At 57.4% G+C, this 19,912-nt stretch carries 19 protein-coding genes; 6 read left to right on the top strand and 13 right to left on the bottom strand.

The genetic code is table 11. From position 1 onward, the window contains the following. Positions 1–20 precede the first annotated feature (20 nt). Both RA28_RS06710 and RA28_RS06705 read right to left on the bottom strand, forming a co-directional pair. Positions 21–1,295, bottom strand: a complete 1,275-nt coding sequence (locus RA28_RS06710) for an ABC transporter substrate-binding protein (protein ID WP_039526090.1) — start codon at positions 1,293–1,295, stop codon at positions 21–23. A gap of 25 nt (positions 1,296–1,320) precedes the next feature. Continuing rightward, on the bottom strand, positions 1,321–2,382 hold the full coding sequence (locus tag RA28_RS06705) for a maleylacetate reductase (protein WP_039524862.1): 1,062 nt from the start codon (positions 2,380–2,382) through the stop codon (positions 1,321–1,323). Positions 2,383–2,484: 102 nt separating this feature from the next. Here RA28_RS06705 and RA28_RS06700 point away from each other — a divergent pair, with 102 nt between their 5' ends. After that, positions 2,485–3,411 (top strand): LysR family transcriptional regulator, encoded by a 927-nt coding sequence (locus tag RA28_RS06700; protein ID WP_039524860.1) that lies wholly within the window; start codon positions 2,485–2,487, stop codon positions 3,409–3,411. A gap of 920 nt (positions 3,412–4,331) precedes the next feature. Here RA28_RS06700 and RA28_RS06690 read toward each other — a convergent pair. Continuing rightward, a complete protein-coding gene (locus RA28_RS06690; protein WP_152612027.1) occupies positions 4,332–5,219 on the bottom strand; it encodes a sulfotransferase domain-containing protein in 888 nt (295 codons plus the stop codon). 244 nt (positions 5,220–5,463) lie between these two features. On the opposite strand from RA28_RS06690, the gene RA28_RS06685 reads away from it, so the two are divergent. After that, on the top strand, positions 5,464–5,895 hold the full coding sequence (locus RA28_RS06685) for a VOC family protein (protein ID WP_039524850.1): 432 nt from the start codon (positions 5,464–5,466) through the stop codon (positions 5,893–5,895). Positions 5,896–5,915: 20 nt separating this feature from the next. Here the strand turns inward: RA28_RS06685 and RA28_RS06680 are convergent, their stop codons facing one another. Next, a complete protein-coding gene (locus RA28_RS06680) occupies positions 5,916–6,635 on the bottom strand; it encodes a glutathione S-transferase family protein (protein WP_039524848.1) in 720 nt (239 codons plus the stop codon). After that, complete coding sequence (locus RA28_RS06675) at positions 6,622–7,230, bottom strand: NAD(P)H-dependent oxidoreductase (protein WP_039524845.1); 609 nt, start codon at positions 7,228–7,230, stop codon at positions 6,622–6,624. Before RA28_RS06675 ends, RA28_RS06680 begins: the two co-directional genes overlap by 14 nt. Positions 7,231–7,359: 129 nt before the next feature. Between RA28_RS06675 and RA28_RS06670 the strand changes: the two genes are divergently transcribed. Further along, positions 7,360–7,731, top strand: coding sequence for a winged helix-turn-helix transcriptional regulator (locus RA28_RS06670; protein ID WP_039524842.1), 372 nt, complete (start codon positions 7,360–7,362; stop codon positions 7,729–7,731). A gap of 181 nt (positions 7,732–7,912) precedes the next feature. Here RA28_RS06670 and RA28_RS06665 read toward each other — a convergent pair whose 3' ends face one another. Beyond that, positions 7,913–8,341: a hypothetical protein gene (locus tag RA28_RS06665; protein WP_152612026.1), complete on the bottom strand. Its 429-nt coding sequence runs from the start codon at positions 8,339–8,341 to the stop codon at positions 7,913–7,915. A gap of 105 nt (positions 8,342–8,446) precedes the next feature. Here RA28_RS06665 and RA28_RS06660 point away from each other — a divergent pair, with 105 nt between their 5' ends. Further along, positions 8,447–9,211, top strand: a complete 765-nt coding sequence (locus RA28_RS06660) for a helix-turn-helix domain-containing protein (protein ID WP_039524840.1) — start codon at positions 8,447–8,449, stop codon at positions 9,209–9,211. A 277-nt stretch (positions 9,212–9,488) separates the two neighbouring features. After that, positions 9,489–10,823 carry an MATE family efflux transporter gene (locus RA28_RS06655; RefSeq protein ID WP_039524838.1) on the top strand — a complete coding sequence of 445 codons (1,335 nt, stop codon included), beginning with the start codon at positions 9,489–9,491 and terminating at the stop codon, positions 10,821–10,823. 90 nt (positions 10,824–10,913) lie between these two features. Here the strand turns inward: RA28_RS06655 and RA28_RS06650 are convergent, their stop codons facing one another. The 6 genes from RA28_RS06650 to RA28_RS06625 form a co-directional block, all read right to left on the bottom strand. Then, on the bottom strand, positions 10,914–11,831 hold the full coding sequence (locus RA28_RS06650; RefSeq protein WP_039524834.1) for a hypothetical protein: 918 nt from the start codon (positions 11,829–11,831) through the stop codon (positions 10,914–10,916). A gap of 8 nt (positions 11,832–11,839) precedes the next feature. Then, complete coding sequence (locus tag RA28_RS06645; protein ID WP_039524831.1) at positions 11,840–13,153, bottom strand: TRAP transporter large permease; 1,314 nt, start codon at positions 13,151–13,153, stop codon at positions 11,840–11,842. A gap of 4 nt (positions 13,154–13,157) precedes the next feature. After that, positions 13,158–13,691 carry a TRAP transporter small permease gene (locus RA28_RS06640; RefSeq protein WP_193747357.1) on the bottom strand — a complete coding sequence of 178 codons (534 nt, stop codon included), beginning with the start codon at positions 13,689–13,691 and terminating at the stop codon, positions 13,158–13,160. 70 nt (positions 13,692–13,761) lie between these two features. Beyond that, positions 13,762–14,739: a TRAP transporter substrate-binding protein gene (locus RA28_RS06635; protein ID WP_039524829.1), complete on the bottom strand. Its 978-nt coding sequence runs from the start codon at positions 14,737–14,739 to the stop codon at positions 13,762–13,764. 37 nt (positions 14,740–14,776) lie between these two features. Continuing rightward, positions 14,777–16,042 (bottom strand): NAD(P)/FAD-dependent oxidoreductase, encoded by a 1,266-nt coding sequence (locus RA28_RS06630; RefSeq protein WP_039524826.1) that lies wholly within the window; start codon positions 16,040–16,042, stop codon positions 14,777–14,779. After that, positions 16,039–17,172 (bottom strand): enolase C-terminal domain-like protein, encoded by a 1,134-nt coding sequence (locus tag RA28_RS06625; protein ID WP_052261312.1) that lies wholly within the window; start codon positions 17,170–17,172, stop codon positions 16,039–16,041. The genes RA28_RS06630 and RA28_RS06625 overlap by 4 nt, the downstream gene beginning before the upstream one ends. Before the next feature lie 97 nt (positions 17,173–17,269). Here RA28_RS06625 and RA28_RS06620 point away from each other — a divergent pair, with 97 nt between their 5' ends. After that, on the top strand, positions 17,270–18,190 hold the full coding sequence (locus RA28_RS06620; RefSeq protein WP_039524823.1) for a LysR family transcriptional regulator: 921 nt from the start codon (positions 17,270–17,272) through the stop codon (positions 18,188–18,190). Here RA28_RS06620 and RA28_RS06615 read toward each other — a convergent pair. Beyond that, complete coding sequence (locus RA28_RS06615) at positions 18,151–19,845, bottom strand: thiamine pyrophosphate-binding protein (RefSeq protein WP_039524818.1); 1,695 nt, start codon at positions 19,843–19,845, stop codon at positions 18,151–18,153. The genes RA28_RS06620 and RA28_RS06615 overlap by 40 nt on opposite strands. Positions 19,846–19,912 lie beyond the last annotated feature (67 nt).

Raw genomic sequence — 19,912 nt, 5'->3', positions numbered from 1 at the left:
GGGCGTTTGTTTCGTAACGATCAGGAGATTTCTTCCATTACTCCGGCTGTCGGGATCTCGGGCGCAGAAGAATTGTCAACGATCACAAGATCGTAGCTGCCATTGTCAAGCAGGCGCCACTGACCACCAACCAGGGGTGTTTTCGCGACGTTCTGTGCTGCGAATGGTGGCAATCCCGCGCCATCAAACGCAATACGGCCGACAATCGAGTCCAACTGAGTCGCAGCGATTGCCTCGGCGACTGCATCCCCGTCACCCGCGTCATCGACGCGGCCCATGACGTTTGCTGCCATTTCGAACAGAGCGTGCACAAAACCGATCGGTTGCGTCCACTGGCGGCTGGTAGCTGCCGAATAGCCCTGCGCCAATTCTGCCGAACTTTCTCCGGTCAACGAAGATGAGAACGGATGCGTCGGCGACCACCAGACCTCGGAGCTTAGGTTGTTGCCTGCGTTACCCAAGGCCTCGACCGCTTGCGGGAACAGGATGGCTTTTCCGATGCTTGCGGCCTTCGGTGTGAACCCCTGCTGCTTGGCCTGGCTCCAGAACGTCGTGAAATCGGGTGGGATCGGAACGCCGGTCACGATTTCAACGTTGGCCTGCCGGAACGCATTGATCTGGGCGGAAAAGTCGTCGGTCAGGTTCTGATACCGCCCCGGATCTGTCAAGGTATATCCCAGCTCTGAAAGAACCGGCGGGAACCCCACATTCGGATCACCCCATGCATTGCCATCGCCGTCGTTGGGGAACAGACCACCGACTTGCTTGTTGGTATCCAACTGATTCCACATTGCGGTGAAAACGGCGATCACATCTTCGAGGCCCCAGAAGAAGTGAAAGGCATAATAGAAAGGCTCCCAACTGGACGGATCGCCCGGATTGCCCTGCTGCCCGATAAACCACGGTTGCCACGGCGCGACGGTTGAAATGCAGGGCATCTCTTCGGCCTCGCACGTCGCCGCAACCGGGTTTGTTGTTTCCGGGGTTGAGGCGACCAGCATCAAGTCGACCTCATCATCTACGATCAATTCTCCGGCAACGTCCGCCGCGCGGTTCGGATTGGACTGGCTGTCCTTGATGATGACTTCGAAGTTTGCGCCAGCCTCAGAGGCTGCGAAATTCTCCAGGATGTAGGTGTCCGCTTCGGAAAAGGCTGCAAGAGGCCCGGATTGCGGACTGACATAGCCCAGTTTGATTTTTGCGCCTTGCGCGATAGCGGGTGCAGCCAAGCCACCGGCAGCCAGCCCAAGACCGGTTGCGGCGGTGGATTGCAGCAGTTTGCGTCGTGTGATCATGTGTCCCTCCCTTGACACGGTGAATTCATCGGCCCGGGGCATTTCCGGCCCAAGCGTTGTGCAGCAGCGTCCGCAATCCGTCGGCGGTGACGGGCTGCGGGTTCCAGTATGGATTGCTGAGTGCGATTTCGGTGGCGCGGTCCAGATCGGTCTCGGAAAGCCCTAGGCCTTTCAACGCCATCGGCGCGCCCATAGCCTTGGCGAAATTCCAAAGCGCCTGTCCCGGTTCAGTACCATCCAATGCCTGCGACACGGGTGCCAGAAGATCCGGTACGCCTGCCGCGTTATAAGCGATGGCATGCGGCAGAACGATTGCGTGGGTCTCCGCATGCGGAAGATTGAATGAACCGCCCAGCGTGTGACAAAGCTTGTGATGTAATGCCATGCCGACCTGACCAAGCACGGTACCGCAGGCCCATGCGCCGTGCTGTGTGTCTTCCCTCGCCTTGAGGTCGCCAGGGTCCGCCACAACTTTTGGCAGGCCCGCAGCAAAGGCGTCGAGCCCGTTGATCGCAAGCTCTGTCGTCTGATCCGTCCGGTCTTTCGCGTACAGGGCCTCGGCAGCGTGAGCCATCGCGTTGAGCGCGCTGTTTACGGTCATTGCCGTCGGCAGCGAGGCGACAAGTTCCGGATCGTAAAGTATGGCACGTGGAAGAACGCTTTGATCTGTCAGCGTGGACTTGATGCCATTTTTGGTCTGGCCAAGGATCGGTGTCGCTTCGCTGCCGGCATAGGTCGTTGGGATCGCGATTTGCGGCAATCCCGTGCGCAGCGCGATTGCCTTGCCCAGACCGATCGTTGATCCGCCTCCGATTGCGACCAGGCTGTCGGCCTGAATGGATCTTGCATGTTCGACGGCTTCCTCGGTGACGTCGACCGGCGTGTGCATGGTTGCGCGCGTGAATACGCCTGAAGCGCGATCCCCGATCACCGTCGCCAGTTCCATCGCCATGTCCGCCTGTTCGGGTGTGGAGAGTACGAGCGCTTTCTCCGATTCCAACTCGGACAATTCGGCACAAATATCGTTCCGCAGCCCCGCACCAAAGCGGACTTTCTGACCGTTGATACTTGTGATGCTGAGGCTCATTTGAGGTTCCTGTTACGCACGGACTTGCAGGTTTGGAGGAACGCTAGCAGGACAGAAATGCAGTCTTGATCGAATTTTGAACGAATTATATAACTTTGCGTTATGAAACTTGACCCAAGACATCTTGAGATTCTTGCGGCCATCGTCGAGGCAGGCGGCCTGACCGAAGGCGCTGCTTTACTTGGCAAATCCCAGCCCAGCGTATCCCGAAGTGTTTCGTTGCTGGAAGACCGTGTGGGGGAACCGTTGTTCCTGCCGACCCGGAGACCGCTTCAACCAACAGAACTTGGGATTGCCCTTGCGCAAGAGGGGCAGAGAATTCTGGATGCAGGCCGCCGCGCAAGCCAGACGGTCGATACATATCGCCGAGGTCTGGCCGGTGCAGTGCGCGTTGCCGGGACGCCAATCTTTATGGATGGCGTCATCTCAAGCGTGATTGCAGAGTTCCAAGCCGAATACCCAAGCATCCGGATTGATCAGTCTTATGGGTATCCCGCCGAGCTTTTGTCCAAGATTTCCAGCGAAACACTGGACGTCGCAATTCTGCCCATTCGTCCGGCTGACGTGTCCGATGAGTTCGAGTTCCGGCAAATCCTACCGGGTCGGAATGTGATTGCTTGCCGCGTCGGGCATCCATTGGCGCGCAAGAAAGAGGTTCGGTTGGAAGACATCACGAAATATTCGTGGATCGCGCCGCCAGCCAACAGCCCGCTGTTCCGCGATTTGCGAAATACCCTGGACGGAATAGGTGTACGGGATCTCAAGATCAGCTTCACCGGCGGGTCGCTCAGCGCTGTCGTCAATGTTCTGACCGGATCGGACTCGCTGACGGTCCTGCCCTTTTCGGTCGTTTTCATGATGCAGCGCCAGAACACTTTGACATCGCTGCCCATCAAGATCGGTGACCCGGACCGCCACCTGGGCTGCATTGCACTGAGGGATCGCAGAATGTCCGCGTCTTCAAACCGGTTTCTGGGTTTTGTCGAGCAGAAGTTCAAGATGTTGGACCGGCTGATTTGCAAAGCCTGATTGTCGCTTTCGATCCGCAGCCGTGCAGGTCCAGAGAAGTGACAAGGCTCTGACCTCTGCTCTGGTCGCTGGCGTCCAGTAAACGCTACCCTGAGCACTGACTGAGGTCGCACGTGCAGCCAAAGTCGGAGATGTGATTCCAATCCAACGGCGCAAATAATCCGCATAGCGGGTTTCTTTCGCCTCATAGCCAGTTCACGGACCTTCAAAAATGGCCAGGTGATCAGGAATTTCTTCCCACTATAAATCGGCGAGATATAAGGAAAAACCGAGTCTATCCACAAGTCATCCACAGAAATAAATGATTATATTCAGGGCTTTATGCACAAGAAATTTGCTTTTTATGCATGTTTTTTGTTGCACGACTCGCTGCTATTTCCCATCGTGAGCTTACCGCTGGACTTGGCACTTGTTAGGGAAGGCGGACGCAAAAGCCCCGGTTGCTTACGGGCACTCGAAGACGGATCAATGATGCAGCTTTGGGTGTAACTGGCAGCTGGATGCAGGTCAGACCATGTGGTGGCGAAAGTCGCGTGATGGACAGGGTTGCATAGGCTGATGTGTTTCGGACAGCGTTTGGTGCGCAAGCACAACGCCGTGTGGGACAGATGAGCAGGGTTGAGCGGGGAGTGGTGGGTTTTCGAACTCGGCCGCTTCGGCTTTGGGCGGCGACGCCCGGACGCAAGCTGGGCCTGCTGTCGCCCTCTGGGGGGATGATAGGGTTCAAGAAGGCGCCAGACGGTGCGGACCTCGGTCTTGCTCTCTGGCGCCTTTTCTTTTTGCAACAAACAGACAATTTCGGCTGCACAGCCAGCTCCTGCAACTTAGCGTCAAGTCTTTCTATTGATTTGGCAAATACAGATGATTGACTGCTGCGGGCAGCGTCGTGGCTGGGATCATTTTTTCTGAATCGCGCCTGTTCAGGTCACGCTGTTGCCGCCAGAACCATGCTCCAACCATTCCCGGTCTTCTGGCGTCAGGTATGCGTCCATCATGGCGTCATAAGCGGCCAACTCGTCATCATTAAGCTTGCCATGCCATTTTCCACTTGTTCCGCTGTGAAAGAAATCTGCATCCGATTTAAAGAACCCCTTCCCACCGGAAGGAGCGAACCGTTCGGCATTTTGTTTCATGTTGTCGAACGTGGCGGCTTGAATCAGGCGATCCAGGACAGGCGGCGAATGGGAAATACCCAACTGCGCGGACAATCTGGCGAACGTGTCTGCCAGGTCCCGCTGCATGTCCGCGTAATGATACAGAGAGACGTTCGGTCGGTCGGCAACAGCCTTGGCTGCCTTGTAATGCTGAATAATATGGGCCAGCGGCATGGCATCGCCATCAAATCCTTCCGCCCCGCCGTCAAGAAAGCGACGAAATGTGATCCTGTCCTCGTCTTTCTCGGGGTACCACATATCGAAGGTGGACAAGGGGATGTTCCTCAGGTGTTTGCAATAGGAAAAATGCGCATCGAGAGGATGGCGAAACACGCATATGTACTGCGCGTTTTCGTCCAAGGGCAAACCATCCATCGGCGTGTGGCTTTTCATACAGCGGCGGTGGCGCATGGCTTCAAGCCGTTCGGCAACCTCGGTCATTTCTCGCAGTCGGATATCGACCCACGGCATTTTCACAGACAATTCGGTTTCAATGTCGGGATCGCCCGAAAACAACAGCGCCACCATCGTTTGCATCCACGTGGTGCCGCTCTTGGGTGGCGTTACAACGATAACGTCATCTGGCCGGATATTGACCATATCCCAGCGTCTGTTGTCGGTCAGAGGACCAAGATACAGTTTTCGGCTCGACACGCGCTACGCCTCCTTTTTCGGATGCGGCTATGAAAGACATCGCGTGAGCGCAAAACAACCGGAAATGTTCCGACACTCGCTGGCGCTTCGAAACCCGCTGGATTGGGCAAGCTGCCCTTCCGCGTGAAGCTAGTTTACGGTTCTTTATTCGCCGTAGACTCTTGATGGGGCAATCTGTGGGCTATCCCAAAACCTGATCCCAAGTGCTACAAATCTGACAATGACAAAAGTGAGGCACGGTTAAATGAAGTTAGAATTTCACCACATTAACGTCGTTGCAGACGACGTGGACCGCTTGCACGATTTCTACACCAACGTTTTGGGGTTGGACGACATTCCGGCGCAGAACTTTCCGCGCTCTGATGCCACCGAGGAAACAGGATATGACGGCAAGATCCGGTTTGCAACCGACGGAAGCATGCAGATGCACCTAGCAGAACGCGACTTTGATGTCGCGTTCAGAAACAGTCAGGCCATCAATCCGGTCGAACGCGGTCACATCGCGTTTCGAACAGACGATCTGCGCGCTTTTCTAAGTCTGCTGGACGCGCACGGAATACCCTATTCAGACTATGGGACCGCTTTTTCGAAAGAGTGGCATCAAGTGTTCTTTCACGACCCGGAAGGCAATGTCATTGAGGTTCACCAACAGGTGCCGACACCCGAGTCACCCTAGAGGATCCCGGAACTGAACACTCAATCTTTCCTGACATCGCTTGCAAACCGCGCGGCGTTTTCCTTGGCAAAGGCCGAGGCGTCGGCCTCGGTATCCCAGAAGTGCGGGTTCGCCTTCGGGATGGTCAGGGCCTTTTGTACGGCCGGGCGAGAATCGATCCGGTCGAACCAGGCCTGTAGGTGCGGAAGGCCATCGACACTTGCGCGCGCCCAGACATAAGCGCGTGCCCAAGGATAAATCATCATGTCCGCAATGGTGTATTCATCGGCGGCCAGCCATTCACGATCTTCAAGATGACTGTTCAGCACCTCAAGCAAACGGCGAGACTCGTCGACGTATCTTTTGATTGAAAACGGCTCCTCGTGGCCGTTCGGGGCTGCGATATGCTGAAAGTACATTGCCTGCCCCATCATCGGACCAACATGTCCGACCTGGAAGAACATCCATTGCATCACTTCCGACCGTTTTACCGGATCGGACGGCAGGAACTTTCCATATTTTTCAGCCAGGTGCCAAAGGATTGCGCCGCTTTCGAAAATCGCCCGCCCCTCTGCCTTGTCCTCGATCGCAGGGATTTTGCCATTCGGGTTAAGCTTCAGAAAGTCCGGCGATTTCTGTTCCTGCTTTGAAAAGTCTATGGCCGTGAGGTCATACGGCACTTCTGCCTCTTCAAGGAAGATCACCGGCTTATAACCGTTCATTGTGGCGGCCGTATAAAGATGAATGTCAGGCTGGGACATGGTGGGCCTCGTCAAAAACAGCAGTCAGATGAGCATCAAAGCGTTTGAAGTCGGATTCAATATTGAGGTTCTTCACAACATCGAAGGCGGCAAAGGTGGGGAGTTGCTGCATACCCAGAAACTTGGCGTTCAAATGGACCGGCCGCAGCAGGTCGTCGACGCTGCCGCCTGCAAAGAAAGGCTCTGACGGGTCGTCAAACGCTTCTTTTGGTGCGTTGAAAGTGACAGACAGCATGTACCTTGTGTTTTTCAGGGTGCCGCCCATTCCGTAATTTGCCTTTTGCGCATTTGGTTTGCGCCCGTCTCCGAAACTGAGACGCCCATCCATTCCGGCCGTATAAACGTCGTCCATGTATTTTTTGAACACCCAAGGTGTCCCCATCCAGTTCACCGGAAACTGCATGATAACAACGTCGGCCCAAACATGCGCGTCAACCTCGGCTTCGATATCGTAGCCCTCCGCGATGTTCGTCAGTCGGATAGAATGACCCTGACGCGACAATGCCGATCGCGCGTTTTCCGCAAAACTGGCATTCAATCGCCCGGGTGCGAATTCATACGGTTGCGTACCGTTGATGATCAGAATGTTGCTCATTTTTGGTTCCTTGCTCTTCGGCTTTGGTGCCGCTTGACACGTCACGCCTTAGCGGTGAACGTGTGCCTTGAGAGATGGAAAAGCAACCAGTATACTTTTAGTAACCTGTTTTTTCACGGAGGGTGACAGATGCGGGCGCGGGTCGAGAACGACACCACGGGACGACGACAGGTCTATGACGCCTGTGCCGAGCCTTGCGCGATTGAACGGGGCATGCGGATCATTGGTGGCAAATGGACGGGGTCAATCCTTTGGCATCTGAAGGATGGGCCCGTTCGCTTTAACGACTTGTCCAGAATGATTGGCGGAGCCAGCAAAAAAATGATCACCGAACGCTTGCGCCGGCTCGAAGCGCAGGGCCTCGTGCGGCGCGAGGTGATGCATACGGCACCCGTTTCGGTCGAGTACGAAATCACCGATTTTGGACGCACCGCGCTAGGCTTTCTCGACGCGTTGCGAGAGTGGACCGAAAGCCTGCCGCAAGAGGTCACCGGAGATTAGAATTTCGCCAAGATCTTGCTGCTCGCCGGAAAAAGGCAGTTCGCATTCACTCGAAGTGTGTGACCGCGCCACGCGTGCCCGTCCCGCCGGGGCTCGGTTGCCAACTGCTTGAGGTAGCCATCACAAGCATTTGATCTCAATTGTAAATCCCCTTCACTTACTTTGTGACAACACAACCGCTTCAGTTCGTCGCTGGCACATCGGCGTTCCGCGGGCGACATGACACCAATATCAAAATCAAAAACGAAAGGTTCAGGACAACGTTGAAAGGGGCGCCGACCAGTATCGAGCCTGCACTGTCGACGCAAAACCACGCCCATGCCGCAATTTGTGCGGTTTTGCTCGCTGCAACGGCAGATATGGCTGCAACATACGTTCCCAGCGCCCACTGCATCGCACCAAGCCCCACCGTAAGCCCACCGGTGATGACCAACAACAACGGCACCGGAACCCCGAGGCCAGATGGCACATAACGAAAGGGCCAGTATGCAATTTGCAGAAAAATATGTGCGACAGGGTGCAGCAAAGGCAGTGCGGCAAGCGCGAAAAGGACACCCGTTGCCGCCAAAATCACGCCCGACAGACGCATCGCTGACTGTTGTTGTGTCATTGCATTCTCCTTTCAACTTTACCCCTTCCTGCGGCCTTTGGCAGTTTCAAAGCAATTACCTTGGAGGTAAGTGATTTCCGTTTCGGCGCCTGTTAAGTTCAGCGCATGACCCCGTACCCCGGCATGCTCAAGGAATGGCGAAAACGCAGACGGATGAGCCAACTGGACCTCGCCGTCGAAGCCGAAGTCAGTGCGCGCCACATTTCTTTTTTGGAAACCGGGCGATCGCGCCCCAGCCCGGATATGATCCTGCACCTGTCCGAAGTCATGAACCTCCCGGTTGATACTCGAAATCAGATGATGCGCGCCGAAGGGTTCGCACCGCGTTTTGCGACGACCCCTTTCGACGACGAAGCGCTGTCGCCCATCAGAGAAGCCGTTGAGTGGACACTTGACCGACACGCCCCGTACCCGGGTATGGCACTGGATCGAAACTGGACGGTCGTATTGCTCAACAGCGGCGCGAAACGCTTGTTTCAACCATTGGGCATCAGCGAAGGCCAAAGCCTGCTGACCCTTTTGACCAGTCCCCTGATGGAAACTCTGGTCGAAAATTGGCCAGAAGTTGCACATCATACGATGCTGCGGCTGCGTGCTGAAAGCGCCAATTCGGGCGGAATACCCCAACTGGATGCCGCGGCGCGTGAATTGTCCAAACAGGCTCGCACCCAGGACAGTTTGAATGTTGGACCTACAATTCCCACTGTCTATCGCTTTGCAGGGCAACGGCTTTCGTTGTTTGGGACCATTGCCCAATTCAGTACGCCCACGGACGTCACGCTGGACGATCTTAAGATTGAATTGTTTTTTCCAGCCGACGAAAACAGCGCCAAGTTCCTGCGACAACTTGCCGATGCGACCCCGGAATAATCGGGCGACGTCTCCATTTGCCCCCCTAGGCAAAGACCAATGTGGGATTCGATGATCACAGGCGCGCGACCGAAGCACCACTGTGAGAATTTAAGGGATCGCGCACAAGGTCTGGACGCGGATCAATTAATCCCCTAGAACGCTTCGCGTTAACTTGTCCGACCAAAAGGACCGCAATCATGGTGTTCCCGTCGCAGGGCTGAACCGCCCGCATTCATTCAAAGCCCAGAGCTTTTTTACGCGACTTTATCGTCGGACGTTGTCCGACAGGTGACCCATGACAGACCAAATCCTGATTTCTCAGGCGCCCGCCCGCGCCGAATTTATGCCACTCATCCGTCTGGCCGTACCGCTGATGGTCGGCTTGGCCGCCGCGCTTTTGATCGGCGTCGTTGATACGGCAATGATCTCCCCGCTTGGAACAGTGCCATTGGCGGCAGCTGGTGTGACAACTGCCGTACTGATCATACTCATCTCTGCCCTGTGGGGCGTAATCACCGCAATCTCGGTACAAATCAGTCAGGCAGAGGGCGCGGGGAATGCCGCGCGGGTCGCGCTGGCGCTGCGCAGCGGGTTGTTGCTGTGTCTTTTGGGCGGCGGCTTTTCGGCTTTGCTGATGATGGCGCTCTATCCACTGCTGGGACCGTTGGGGCAACCTCAGGACGTATTGGCAATCCTTTGGCCGTATTGGGTGTCAATGGCGATTTGGATCGTCCCCTTCACGCTTTTCTTCGGTCTGAAAGCCCTGTTTGACGCTGTGGGGCGACCTTGGACGGCTGTTGCGCTTTCTTACCTGGGCGTTTTGTTTAACGTGCCTGCCAACTACGCTTTCATTCACATTCTTGACCTCGGCATTCTGGGTGCAGGCCTGGCCAGTATACTGTCGCAGTGTGTTTCTCTGGCTGCAGGGGTTTATGTGCTGATGCGCGCCCCCGACCTGGCCGCCTTTCGCCAGCGTGTGACCGTTGCCTGGGCGGATGTTTGGTCGCAAGCCAAAGACGCCCTGCCGCTTTGTCTTGGCTACGCCGGCGAAGGCGGGGCGTACGCCGTCGTGGGCTTGATGATGGGGTGGCTGGGGGCCGAAGCGCTTGCCGCACATCAGATCGTGAATGCTCTGGCCGGTCTGGCCTACATGATTCCGCTGGGCATGGCGGGAGCGGCATCCATCCGCGTCGGCCTTGCCGTCGGCGCGGGCGACCGAGACAGGCTCAGGCCGATCCTGAAAGCATCCTTCGCAATGGTGACGCTGTGGCAGGCCGCCGCCGCAATCGTCTTCATCACCGCAGGCCGCGTAATGGCTGAAAGCATGTCCAGTGATCCAGCTGTGGTCGAATTGACGGTTACGTTGTTTTTCATCGTGGCCCTGTTGCAGGTGGCGGATGGCGTGCAGGGCACCGCGTTGGGGGCCTTGCGGGGTATGTCCGACATGAACCTTCCAACACTAATCACGCTCACGGCCTATTGGCCGCTTGCGTTGCCGGCCAGCTACGTGCTCGGGTTCCTGTTTGGGCTTGGCGCCATCGGCGTCTGGATTGGCTATACGATCGGTCTGATCATTGCGGCAATCGCCCTACCCGTTCGATTCTGGTCGCTGACGCGGCCGGGATCGTGACGCAGGCAGGATTACATATCGTGGGTAATACCTGACGCTTGAAGCGCTCCATTACCAAAAGCTGCCCGAAAGACAGGTCCGGTCGGTCACTTACGCACGATACATCCTGCGCATTATCAAGGGCGTCAGGTACATCGGAATCTGATAGGCCCCGATAAATACCATGATCGGGGCTGTGACTTCGGGCGGCAAGGCCACAAAAAAAAGCGCAACGTTTCGGTTTCCGGCAATCAAAGACACTGCGGTGGCCTTGGCAGGTGCGAGCCGGGTGCGCGTCAGTTGAAACACCGCAATCTGGGATCCGAAATTTGCGACACAGGCAAAAGCGATCCAGAACGCGGCGATCATCGGATTCTCAAACGCTGCCGCGCTGACGGATGGCATCAGACCGGTGACAAATACCGCCAGGATGATGGTCGCCAGACCCTCAAGTTGCAAAAGCGCGGTCTGCGAAGGGCGTCGCAGCATCGTTTTTCGCGTCGCGACCGCAACCAGCGTGACGATGGAAATGGTCAGGAACAGGCTGAACGCGGCTTTCAGAACGGCCCAAAGATCGCCAAGCTCGGGCATGAGCCAAAAAATCGGCAGCGTCGTTAATGGTAGTGCAGCGGTTCCAACAACGACAAGGCGCATTGCATGTTCGGCGGGATAGCCCATCATCATGCACAAGTTCGGACTACCCGAGATCGAGGGTGCCGCTGTCATGATAAGCAGGGATAGAATGATTGCCGTGCCCGTCCATCCGCCAACGAACCCGACTGAAACGATGATCAGCGGGATGACCACCTGAAACCCAATCACGACCGCGATGACCTGCCGCAAATCGGTCAGAGATCCCAGAATGGCCGCAGGGTCCATGCGCAGGATCGTCACGAACAACAACAGGACCACTAAGGGTGGTAAGAGCGGCCGCATCGGCTCGGCCAGTCCGGGCAGCAGCAACCCTGCCACAAGCCCGGTGACCAGAACGTATGGGCCTTTGCGTGCCGCCCAGAGCAGTGGGTTCACTGGTCGCCCTACCCGCCCGGGCTCTGCCGCAGGTTCTCGGGCAACCAGGTGGCCAGCTCAGGGAACCAAATGAGGACAAACACCATCAGCACCATGATCAGGAACATCGGGATCGCGGCGCGCGCGATATAGCTCATCTCGTGGTTGGTCATGCCCTGCATCACAAACAGGTTGAAACCGATCGGCGGCGTGATCTGCGCCATCTCCACAACGACCACGATGAAAATGCCGAACCAGATCAGGTCGATCCCCGCATCGCGGATCATCGGCTCGACCACGGCCATGGTCAGCACGACGGACGAAATCCCGTCGAGGAAGCAGCCCAGAATGACATAGAAGACCAGCAGCACCATCAGCAGCTCGAACCGTGTCAGTTCCCAACCGGCGATCAGATCAGCCAGCCCGCGCGGCAGGCCGGTGAACCCCATCGAAAGCGACAGGAAGGCGGCCCCCGCAAGGATCAAGGCGATCATGGCACTGGTGCGGGTCGCGCCCATCAAACTCTCGGTGAAGGTTTTCCAGTTAAGCGACCCCTGCCCGGCTGCCAAAAGCAGCCCGCCGATCACACCAAATGCGGCGGCCTCTGTCGCGGTGGCATAGCCCAGATACATGGAACCGATCACCACCATGATCAGCAGGATAACCGGCAGCAGAAAGCGCGAGTTCTTGATCTTCTCTGAGAAACTCAGCTTGCCCTCACTGTTCGGGTTCCAGTCTTTTCCAAGCTTCGAGTAGATCGCGACGTAGCCCATGAACATCGCCGCCAGCACGAGGCCGGGCAGGATACCTGCAAAGAATAGCTTGGTGATGGATTCATTGATCGTCACGCCGTAGACGATCAGGGTCAGCGACGGCGGGATCATCAGGCCGAGCGTGGCTGCGCCCGTCAGTGTTCCGATGATCATTCGCTCGGGGTAGTTCCGTTTGCGAAGCTCGGGAATCGACATCTTGCCAACCGTGGTCAGCGTGGCGGCAGACGATCCGGACACGGCTGCAAACACCGTACACCCCACAATATTCGTATGGACCAGCCCACCGGGCAGCGGGGCCATCCAAGGAGACAGGCCCTTGAACATATCCTCGGATAATCGCGTTCGATACAGGATTTCGCCCATCCAGATGAACATCGGCAACGCAGTCAGGGTCCACGACGACGACGCCGACCAGATCGTGGTGATCATCACGTCGCCTACAGGGCGGGTTGTAAACAGCTCCATCCCGACCCAGGCGACGCCCATCAGGGCCAGCCCGACCCAGACGCCAGAGCCCAGCAGCGTAAACAGAACAAAGAGGAAGAGGATGATGACGGACAGGTTTTCCATGCGCTCACTCTCCGTGGCTTTGATCGGCCAGATCGCGGGTGATCCGGTGATCGCCCTTGAACAGCACGTGGATAAGATGATCGGTCAGGGCGATTGCAAAGATGACTGCCCCGATCAGCATGGCAGATTGCGGAATCCACAGGGCGGTTTTGTCCTGTCCCTGGCTGACATCGTTGAACTTCCAGCTCCAGTAGACAAAGCGGTAGGCGTACCAGCAGAAGTACCACATGACGGCAGCGCCAATGGCGAAACACCAGACTTCGAGAATGCGGCGCACACCATCGGGGACGGCATTCAACAGGATCGAGACGCGGATATGGCTGCCTCGGTTCAGGGCATTGGCAAAGGCCATGAACGAGGCGGCAGCCATCGCATACCCCGCATAGTCCGGCGCGCCGGGAAACACCTCGCCCGTCCAGCGGGCCAGCATCTGCACCACGATGAGCAACAAGATGGCGATCAGGCTGAGCGCCGCCAGAACACCTGCTGCCAGATAGATGAAATCCAGTACGGACCGAAGCCCTCGCATGACTGCCATACCGTCCCCGTTTTCTTATGATTAGATCGGTTCGGGCGGCGGATTTTATTTCCGCCGCCCGAATGCACAATTACTGCGACGAATTGAACGCGTCGACGATGGCTTTGCCCTCATCTCCGGCGGCTTCCAGCCACTCATTGGTCATGGTTACGCCGATCTCTTTCAGCTCGCCCACCATCTGGTCAGAGGCCGGGCCAACGGTCATTCCGCCATCACGCAAGCCCTGCAGCGTGAAGCCGGTGTATTCTTTGGCGCGCCAGTTACCTGCGTACTCGGCCAGGTCCGCGCAGGCCTTGATGACGTTCTTGTTTGCGTCAGAGACACCCGACCATACGTCAGAATTAACCATCACATAGTTGCGCGGCAGCCAGGCATCCACTTCGTAGAAATAGTCCAGGCTTTCCCATACCTTGCGGTCATACCCGGTCGACCCCGAGGACACCATTGCATCCGCAACACCGGTCGCAAAGGCTTGGCTGATTTCTGCCGCCTCAATGGTCACAGGCAGCATTCCGGTCAACTCGGCCAGCCGCGATGTGGCGTTGTTGTAGGACCGGAACTTGATGCCTTCCATATCCGCGACCGAGTTCACTTCATCCTTGAAATACAAGCCCTGCGGTGGCCAGGGCACCGCGTAAAGCAGGGTCAGGTTCTGCTCGGCCAACAGGTTCTCGATGGATGGTTTGGCCGCCTCCCACAGCTTGGCGCTGTCGTCGAACGACGTTGCAAGGAACGGGATCGAGTCAAACCCGAACAGCGCGTTTTCGTTCTGATGACCGGACAAAAGACGCTCGCCAATCGGGGCCTGTCCAGTCTGGATTGCGCGCTTGATGTCCGCGCCCTTGAACAGCGACCCGGAGGGATGGGTGACGATTTCAATCTCGCCGCCCGTTCCCGTCGTCACGCATTTTGCAAACTCCGCGCCTGTGGCGGAGTGGAAGTTTGACGCCGAATAAGCCATCGGCATGTCCCACTTTTCCGCCAATGCGGGCGCAACCGACGCAGCAGTCAGCGCGGTTGCGGCCAGAAGGTTTGTCATTTTTTTCATCGTTTTCTCCCTGTTGAGTTTTGATCTGCCGGAATTTCTATCCGGCCCGTTGGTTTGCCATGTATCGCGACGGCGCATAGACGCTCATGTCCGTGTTCGGGGTTCTGCCTGCAATCATTTGCGCCAATAGGCGTCCGGTTTTCGGCCCGCCCGTCAATCCGATGTGGTGGTGGCCAAAGCCCATATACGCGCCCTCGATGCCGGGAACGTTGCCAATGACCGGGATCGAGTCAGCCGGAGCGGGCCTGTGCCCCATCCATTCCACTTCCTCCTTCCATGTCACGCCCGGAAACGCTGTCCGGGCATTCTTGCGCATCAATTCAAAGGGCGCTTTTGAGGGCGGAGCCTCCAATCCGCCAAATTCAACGATCCCCGCCAAGCGTATCCGCCCGTCCATGGGTGTGGCAACAAACTTGCCAGAGGCGACCATAACCGGGCTGCGCGGTTTGGCAGAAGGATCCACCAATTCAAGGTGATAGCCGCGTTCGCTTTCCAGCGGAACCGACACGCCCAAGCGTTTTGCCAGCGGTCCCGACCAGACGCCTGCTGTTACGATCGCCGCATCACAAGGGATGGTTTCTCCCCCGGCCCGAACACCGGTCACGCGACCGTTTTCGTGGGCCACATCCTCGACACTTGCGCGGATGATCCGACCTCCGTTCGCCTCAACATATGCGGCAAGGTCTTTCACATAGCGACCGGGATCGGTGATATGGCCATGGTCCGACAGCTTCGCGGCAAAGCCGATGTCTGCGCTGAATACCGGGTCGTAGTCGTGAAAAGCCTTGCCTTCCAGTTCTTCCCATTCAAACCCGTGCTTGCGCCGAATGTCCCATCCGAACGCGTCACCGTCGAAATGTGCGCGATCGTTGTAGAGGAACAGGTAATCCGAGGGCTCGATCCACTTTTCGGCACCCGTGCCCGCCGCCAAAGCCTTGTGATCATTCAGACTGTCGCCAACAATGGGCGTCAGCGCCGCGGCGATCCGAGCGACATCTTCGGCATTCGCGTGACTCAGATAGTGTTTGAGCCACGGCACCAGCTTTGGCAGATAGCCCCACTTCATGAACAGCGGCTGAGAGGGACTGAACAGCATGCCGGGCGCTCTGCCAAGCAACCCCGGAACGGTCACAGGCACGATGGAACAGGAGGCCAGAACACCGCCGTTCCCGTGCGACGTTCCCTCACCCGGCCCGGACTTGTCGATCAGGATCACATGATGCCCGTCGCGCTGCAGCCAGATCGCCGTGGAAACACCGACGATGCCGGCCCCAATGATGGCGATTGTCTTCGTCCCCGTCATGCGGCCACCGCCGTGGCAACGGCATAGCGGTTGAGCTTGCTTATGTCAGGTCTGCCGCCCAAGCCCGGACCCGTGGGCACAACGACCTGCCCTTTACTGATCTGAAATGGGTCTTCGAGGATGTCTTCCCTCAGGAAATACGAGGCCTGATAGAACTCGCAACCGAGCGTGATTTCAGGTGTCGCGGCGATCATGTGCGTGCCTGCCAGATGTGCTAACCCGGCCTCGAACATATCACCACCATAAGACGTCAAACCATGCGCGGCGGCGATGCGGGCAACGGTCTGGCCACGCGTAAGACCGCCCGATTTCATAATTTTCACCGAAACGCCGTCACAAATGCCCTCACGCGCCGCGCGCTCCATATCCTCGGGGCCAAAGACGCTTTCATCGGCCAGCAAGGGAACATCGAACATCTGCCGCAGCTTCGCCATCATGCCATAGTGATGCGACCGCACGGGTTGTTCGATGAAGTCGGGTTTGAACCCCGCCACGTCGCGTACCCGGTTCGGAGCCTCTTCGATCTCGAGGCCTTGATTGTAATCCACGCGGACCGAGAATTCGGGGAAGTTTTGGGCAATGTGTTCCAGCCGCATGATGTCAAAGGCGTGATCCTTGAAGCCTGTCTTTAGTTTGACAATTCGAACACCGTCCTCTCTCAATCGCGCCAGCAGTTCTATGTCCTGCGAAAAATCGGGGTTCGCGATGGAACAGCTCAGCGGAATGGCATCCCGGCACCGACCGCCCAGCAACGACCAAACGGGAACCCCGCTGATACGGCCCGCAAGATCAATCAGCGCCGTTTCCAGCGACGCCTTGGCTTCGGTGCAATGCGCCACGGCATGCATCGCTTGTTGCATGATCGCAGCCCGATCACCGACCCTGGCCCCAATCACAAGAGGGCGCAGATACCGATCCAGCGCCGCATATGTCGCTTCCGGCGTGCCTGTGAAAACGGACCAAGGCGACGCTTCACCAAAGCCTTCGGTTCCGTCTTCGGACGTAAGCCGCAGGACGACGACTTCGCAGGTGCCTGCGACGGACCCGATCCCGTGATCTCGGCGCGATGTAACCGGCAGTTTCAGATACCACAGGTCGTATCCAACAATCTTCTGGTGCAGCTCGGCCATTTTGTCCCCTGTTGACGACGCGAAGCCTGCCTTGACCAGAACATCATTTCAAATACTATATTTTCGACAGTTCATCAGAAAAAATGATGCCTAGCTTATGTCCCTGCGTTTTCGCCAACTGCAAGCCTTTCACGCCATCATGGAAACCGGCACGGTAACCGGTGCGGCATCGGTTCTGGGGATATCGCAACCGGGGATCAGCAACCTGCTGGCGCAGCTTGAGCGCGAGGCGCGGTTGCCGTTGTTCGAACGAAACAAGGGCCGCCTTCTGCCAACTCCGGAAGCCGAGTTGTTGTTCCGCGAGGTCGATACTGTGGTGCGCGGACTGGATCACGTCGCACAAGCGGTGACAGATTTGCAGAACAAACATCCCGGTCAGTTGCAGGTCGCCGCCCCGCATTTATTGTCTTTCGGCTTCATGCCGCGCGAAATTGCGCGCTTTGCCGAAAGTCGCCCAAACCTGTCGGTCAGCTTTCAGTCCCAATATTCGTCGAAGATTCAGGAATGGGTCATCTCGGGCCTGTTTGAGATCGGGATCGTCGAGATGCCGATCCTGCACGATACGCTGAACTATCAGGTGTTCGAGTTCGAAACGCTCGCGACCTTTCCCGAAGGCAGCCCGTTGGCGAAACATGATGTTCTGACGCCGGAAATTCTGGAAAACGAACCGTTCATCGTGATGGGCCCAGAGCATCAGACCCATCGTCGGACCCGCGATATCTTCCAGACCGCCGGGCGAAGCTGGCGTACGCAGATACACACGCACCTGTCCGAAAACCTGCTGAGCTTTGTGAAACAGGGCATGGGCGTTGCAATGATCGACCCCTTCACCGTCACGTTTGACGGCGAAAGCGGGTATCATACCCGCCCCTTCCGGCCCGCAGTGATGCTGGACCTTGCAATCATCACGGCCAAGGGCCGCCCGTTGTCATCCATCGCGCAGGAGTTTCTGGCGCAGCTAACGCCCTCCATCGCCTCTTACGCCACCCATTCCGAGACCGGCGCCGCCGCCTCGTGAAGTTGTTGGGAATGGATGTCCACCAGCGTCGGGCCGTCATGTTCTATCGCCTGTCTCAGAACCTTTGACAGATCTTCAGGGTCTTTGACCGTCCAAGACTTCACACCAAACGCAGTAGCGACAGCAGCATGGTCTGTCCGATTAAAGTCGACATTGTAATATCGCTGGTCGAAGCCCGCATTCTGACCCGCTTTGATCCAACCAAAGACCGCGTTCGAAAACACGATCGAGGTGATCGGCATGTTGTGGCGGACCATGGTTTCAAACTCGCCGCAGGTGAAGCCAAACGATCCGTCGCCCATGACGGATAGCGTCTTGACCGACGGACGGCCGACATGCGCGCCCATCGCAGCCCCCAAAGAATAGCCCAGTGCCCCATGTGCCCGGTTTGTGATGAAATGCCGACCCGGCTTGCGCCACCGATAATATGCGCTGAAATAGGGGCACGGCGTTCCGGGATCAGCAACAACGATTGCGTCATCGTCAAGGATATCCATCAGCGCCGCCATCACGGCCTCGGGCCGGATCGGAGTCTCTCGGCTTGCGGCAAGTGGGGCGTATGCGGCCATCTTGGCCTCCCACGCGGCACGGGCCTTGCGCGTGCCGTCTTGGCCATTCAGGTCCTGTCGCGCCTCTAGCGCATCCGCCAAAGCTTCGAGCGCCAACCGGGCATCAGCACAGATCGCCACGTCGGTTTGATAGTTGGCTCCGATTACCATCGGATCACTATCGATGTGGATAATGGTCGCGCTGCGTCCGGGGCTGCTCCACCTTTCGGTCGTGACCGAACCGGCGCGGCATCCGATGAACAGAACCACATCGGCCTGATCAACCACCGCGCGGGTTGCGGGAACCCCTCCGTTCGAGCCAACAACGCCGAGCGCCAGCGGGTCGGTCTCGGCAATAGAACCCTGCCCCGAAACCGTTGTGGCAACCGGCATATCGAGCAGATTGGCAACCCGGTGCAAAGCGGGTTCGGCACCGGACAGGACCGGTCCGCCGCCGCAGATGGCCACGGCAGATTTTGCCTGCGCCAATAACTCTGCCGCCGCCTCGATCGCGTCCTGATCAGGCCCGGCGCGTTCCGCCGGATAGCTGCGGTGCCGCGCGTCGGCCCAGATCTCAGCCGCGTCCACCTGCCCCTTTTGGGTATCGAACGGCAGCGCCAGATGCGTGGCACCGGGTGTTCCGGTGGTCATGGCCCGAAAGGCGGCCCGCACCATGGACGGCAAGCGCGTCGCATCGTCCAGTGACGCATTCCACTTGGCGAGCGGCTTAAACAATGCGGCTTGATCAAGCTCAGTCAAAGGGTACTTCCCACGGCTGGTCGTCGCCACGTCAGACGTGATCGCCAGGATGGGAACTGAGCTTTCATTCGCCTCGACCACGCCGGGAAGGATGTATGTTGCGCCGCCACCGGACGGCCCTTCGCAGACACCCGGCTTACCTGTAACCCGCGCATAACCATCGGCCATATAGGCCGCATGCCGTTCATCCCGAGTCAGGATGTGCTGAATACCGTGATCCATCCGCGCCAAGGCATCATAGAACGGCAGCGTTGTGTCACCGCAAAGGCCAAACATATGGGTTACGCCATGCGCCTCAAGCATGCACACCATCGCCTCAGCTCCGGTCAGATAATTTGTCCCCGTCATGGTCCGCGAATCCTTTGCATCAAATCTGCACACAAAACTGTATACAGTTTTGTATATTGATTTCAAG

Origin of the sequence: Ruegeria sp. ANG-S4 (genome assembly GCF_000814005.1) — a bacterium.
In the GTDB taxonomy this organism is placed as follows: Bacteria; Pseudomonadota; Alphaproteobacteria; order Rhodobacterales; family Rhodobacteraceae; genus Ruegeria.
This window is presented reverse-complemented; position numbering and strand designations above follow the sequence as displayed.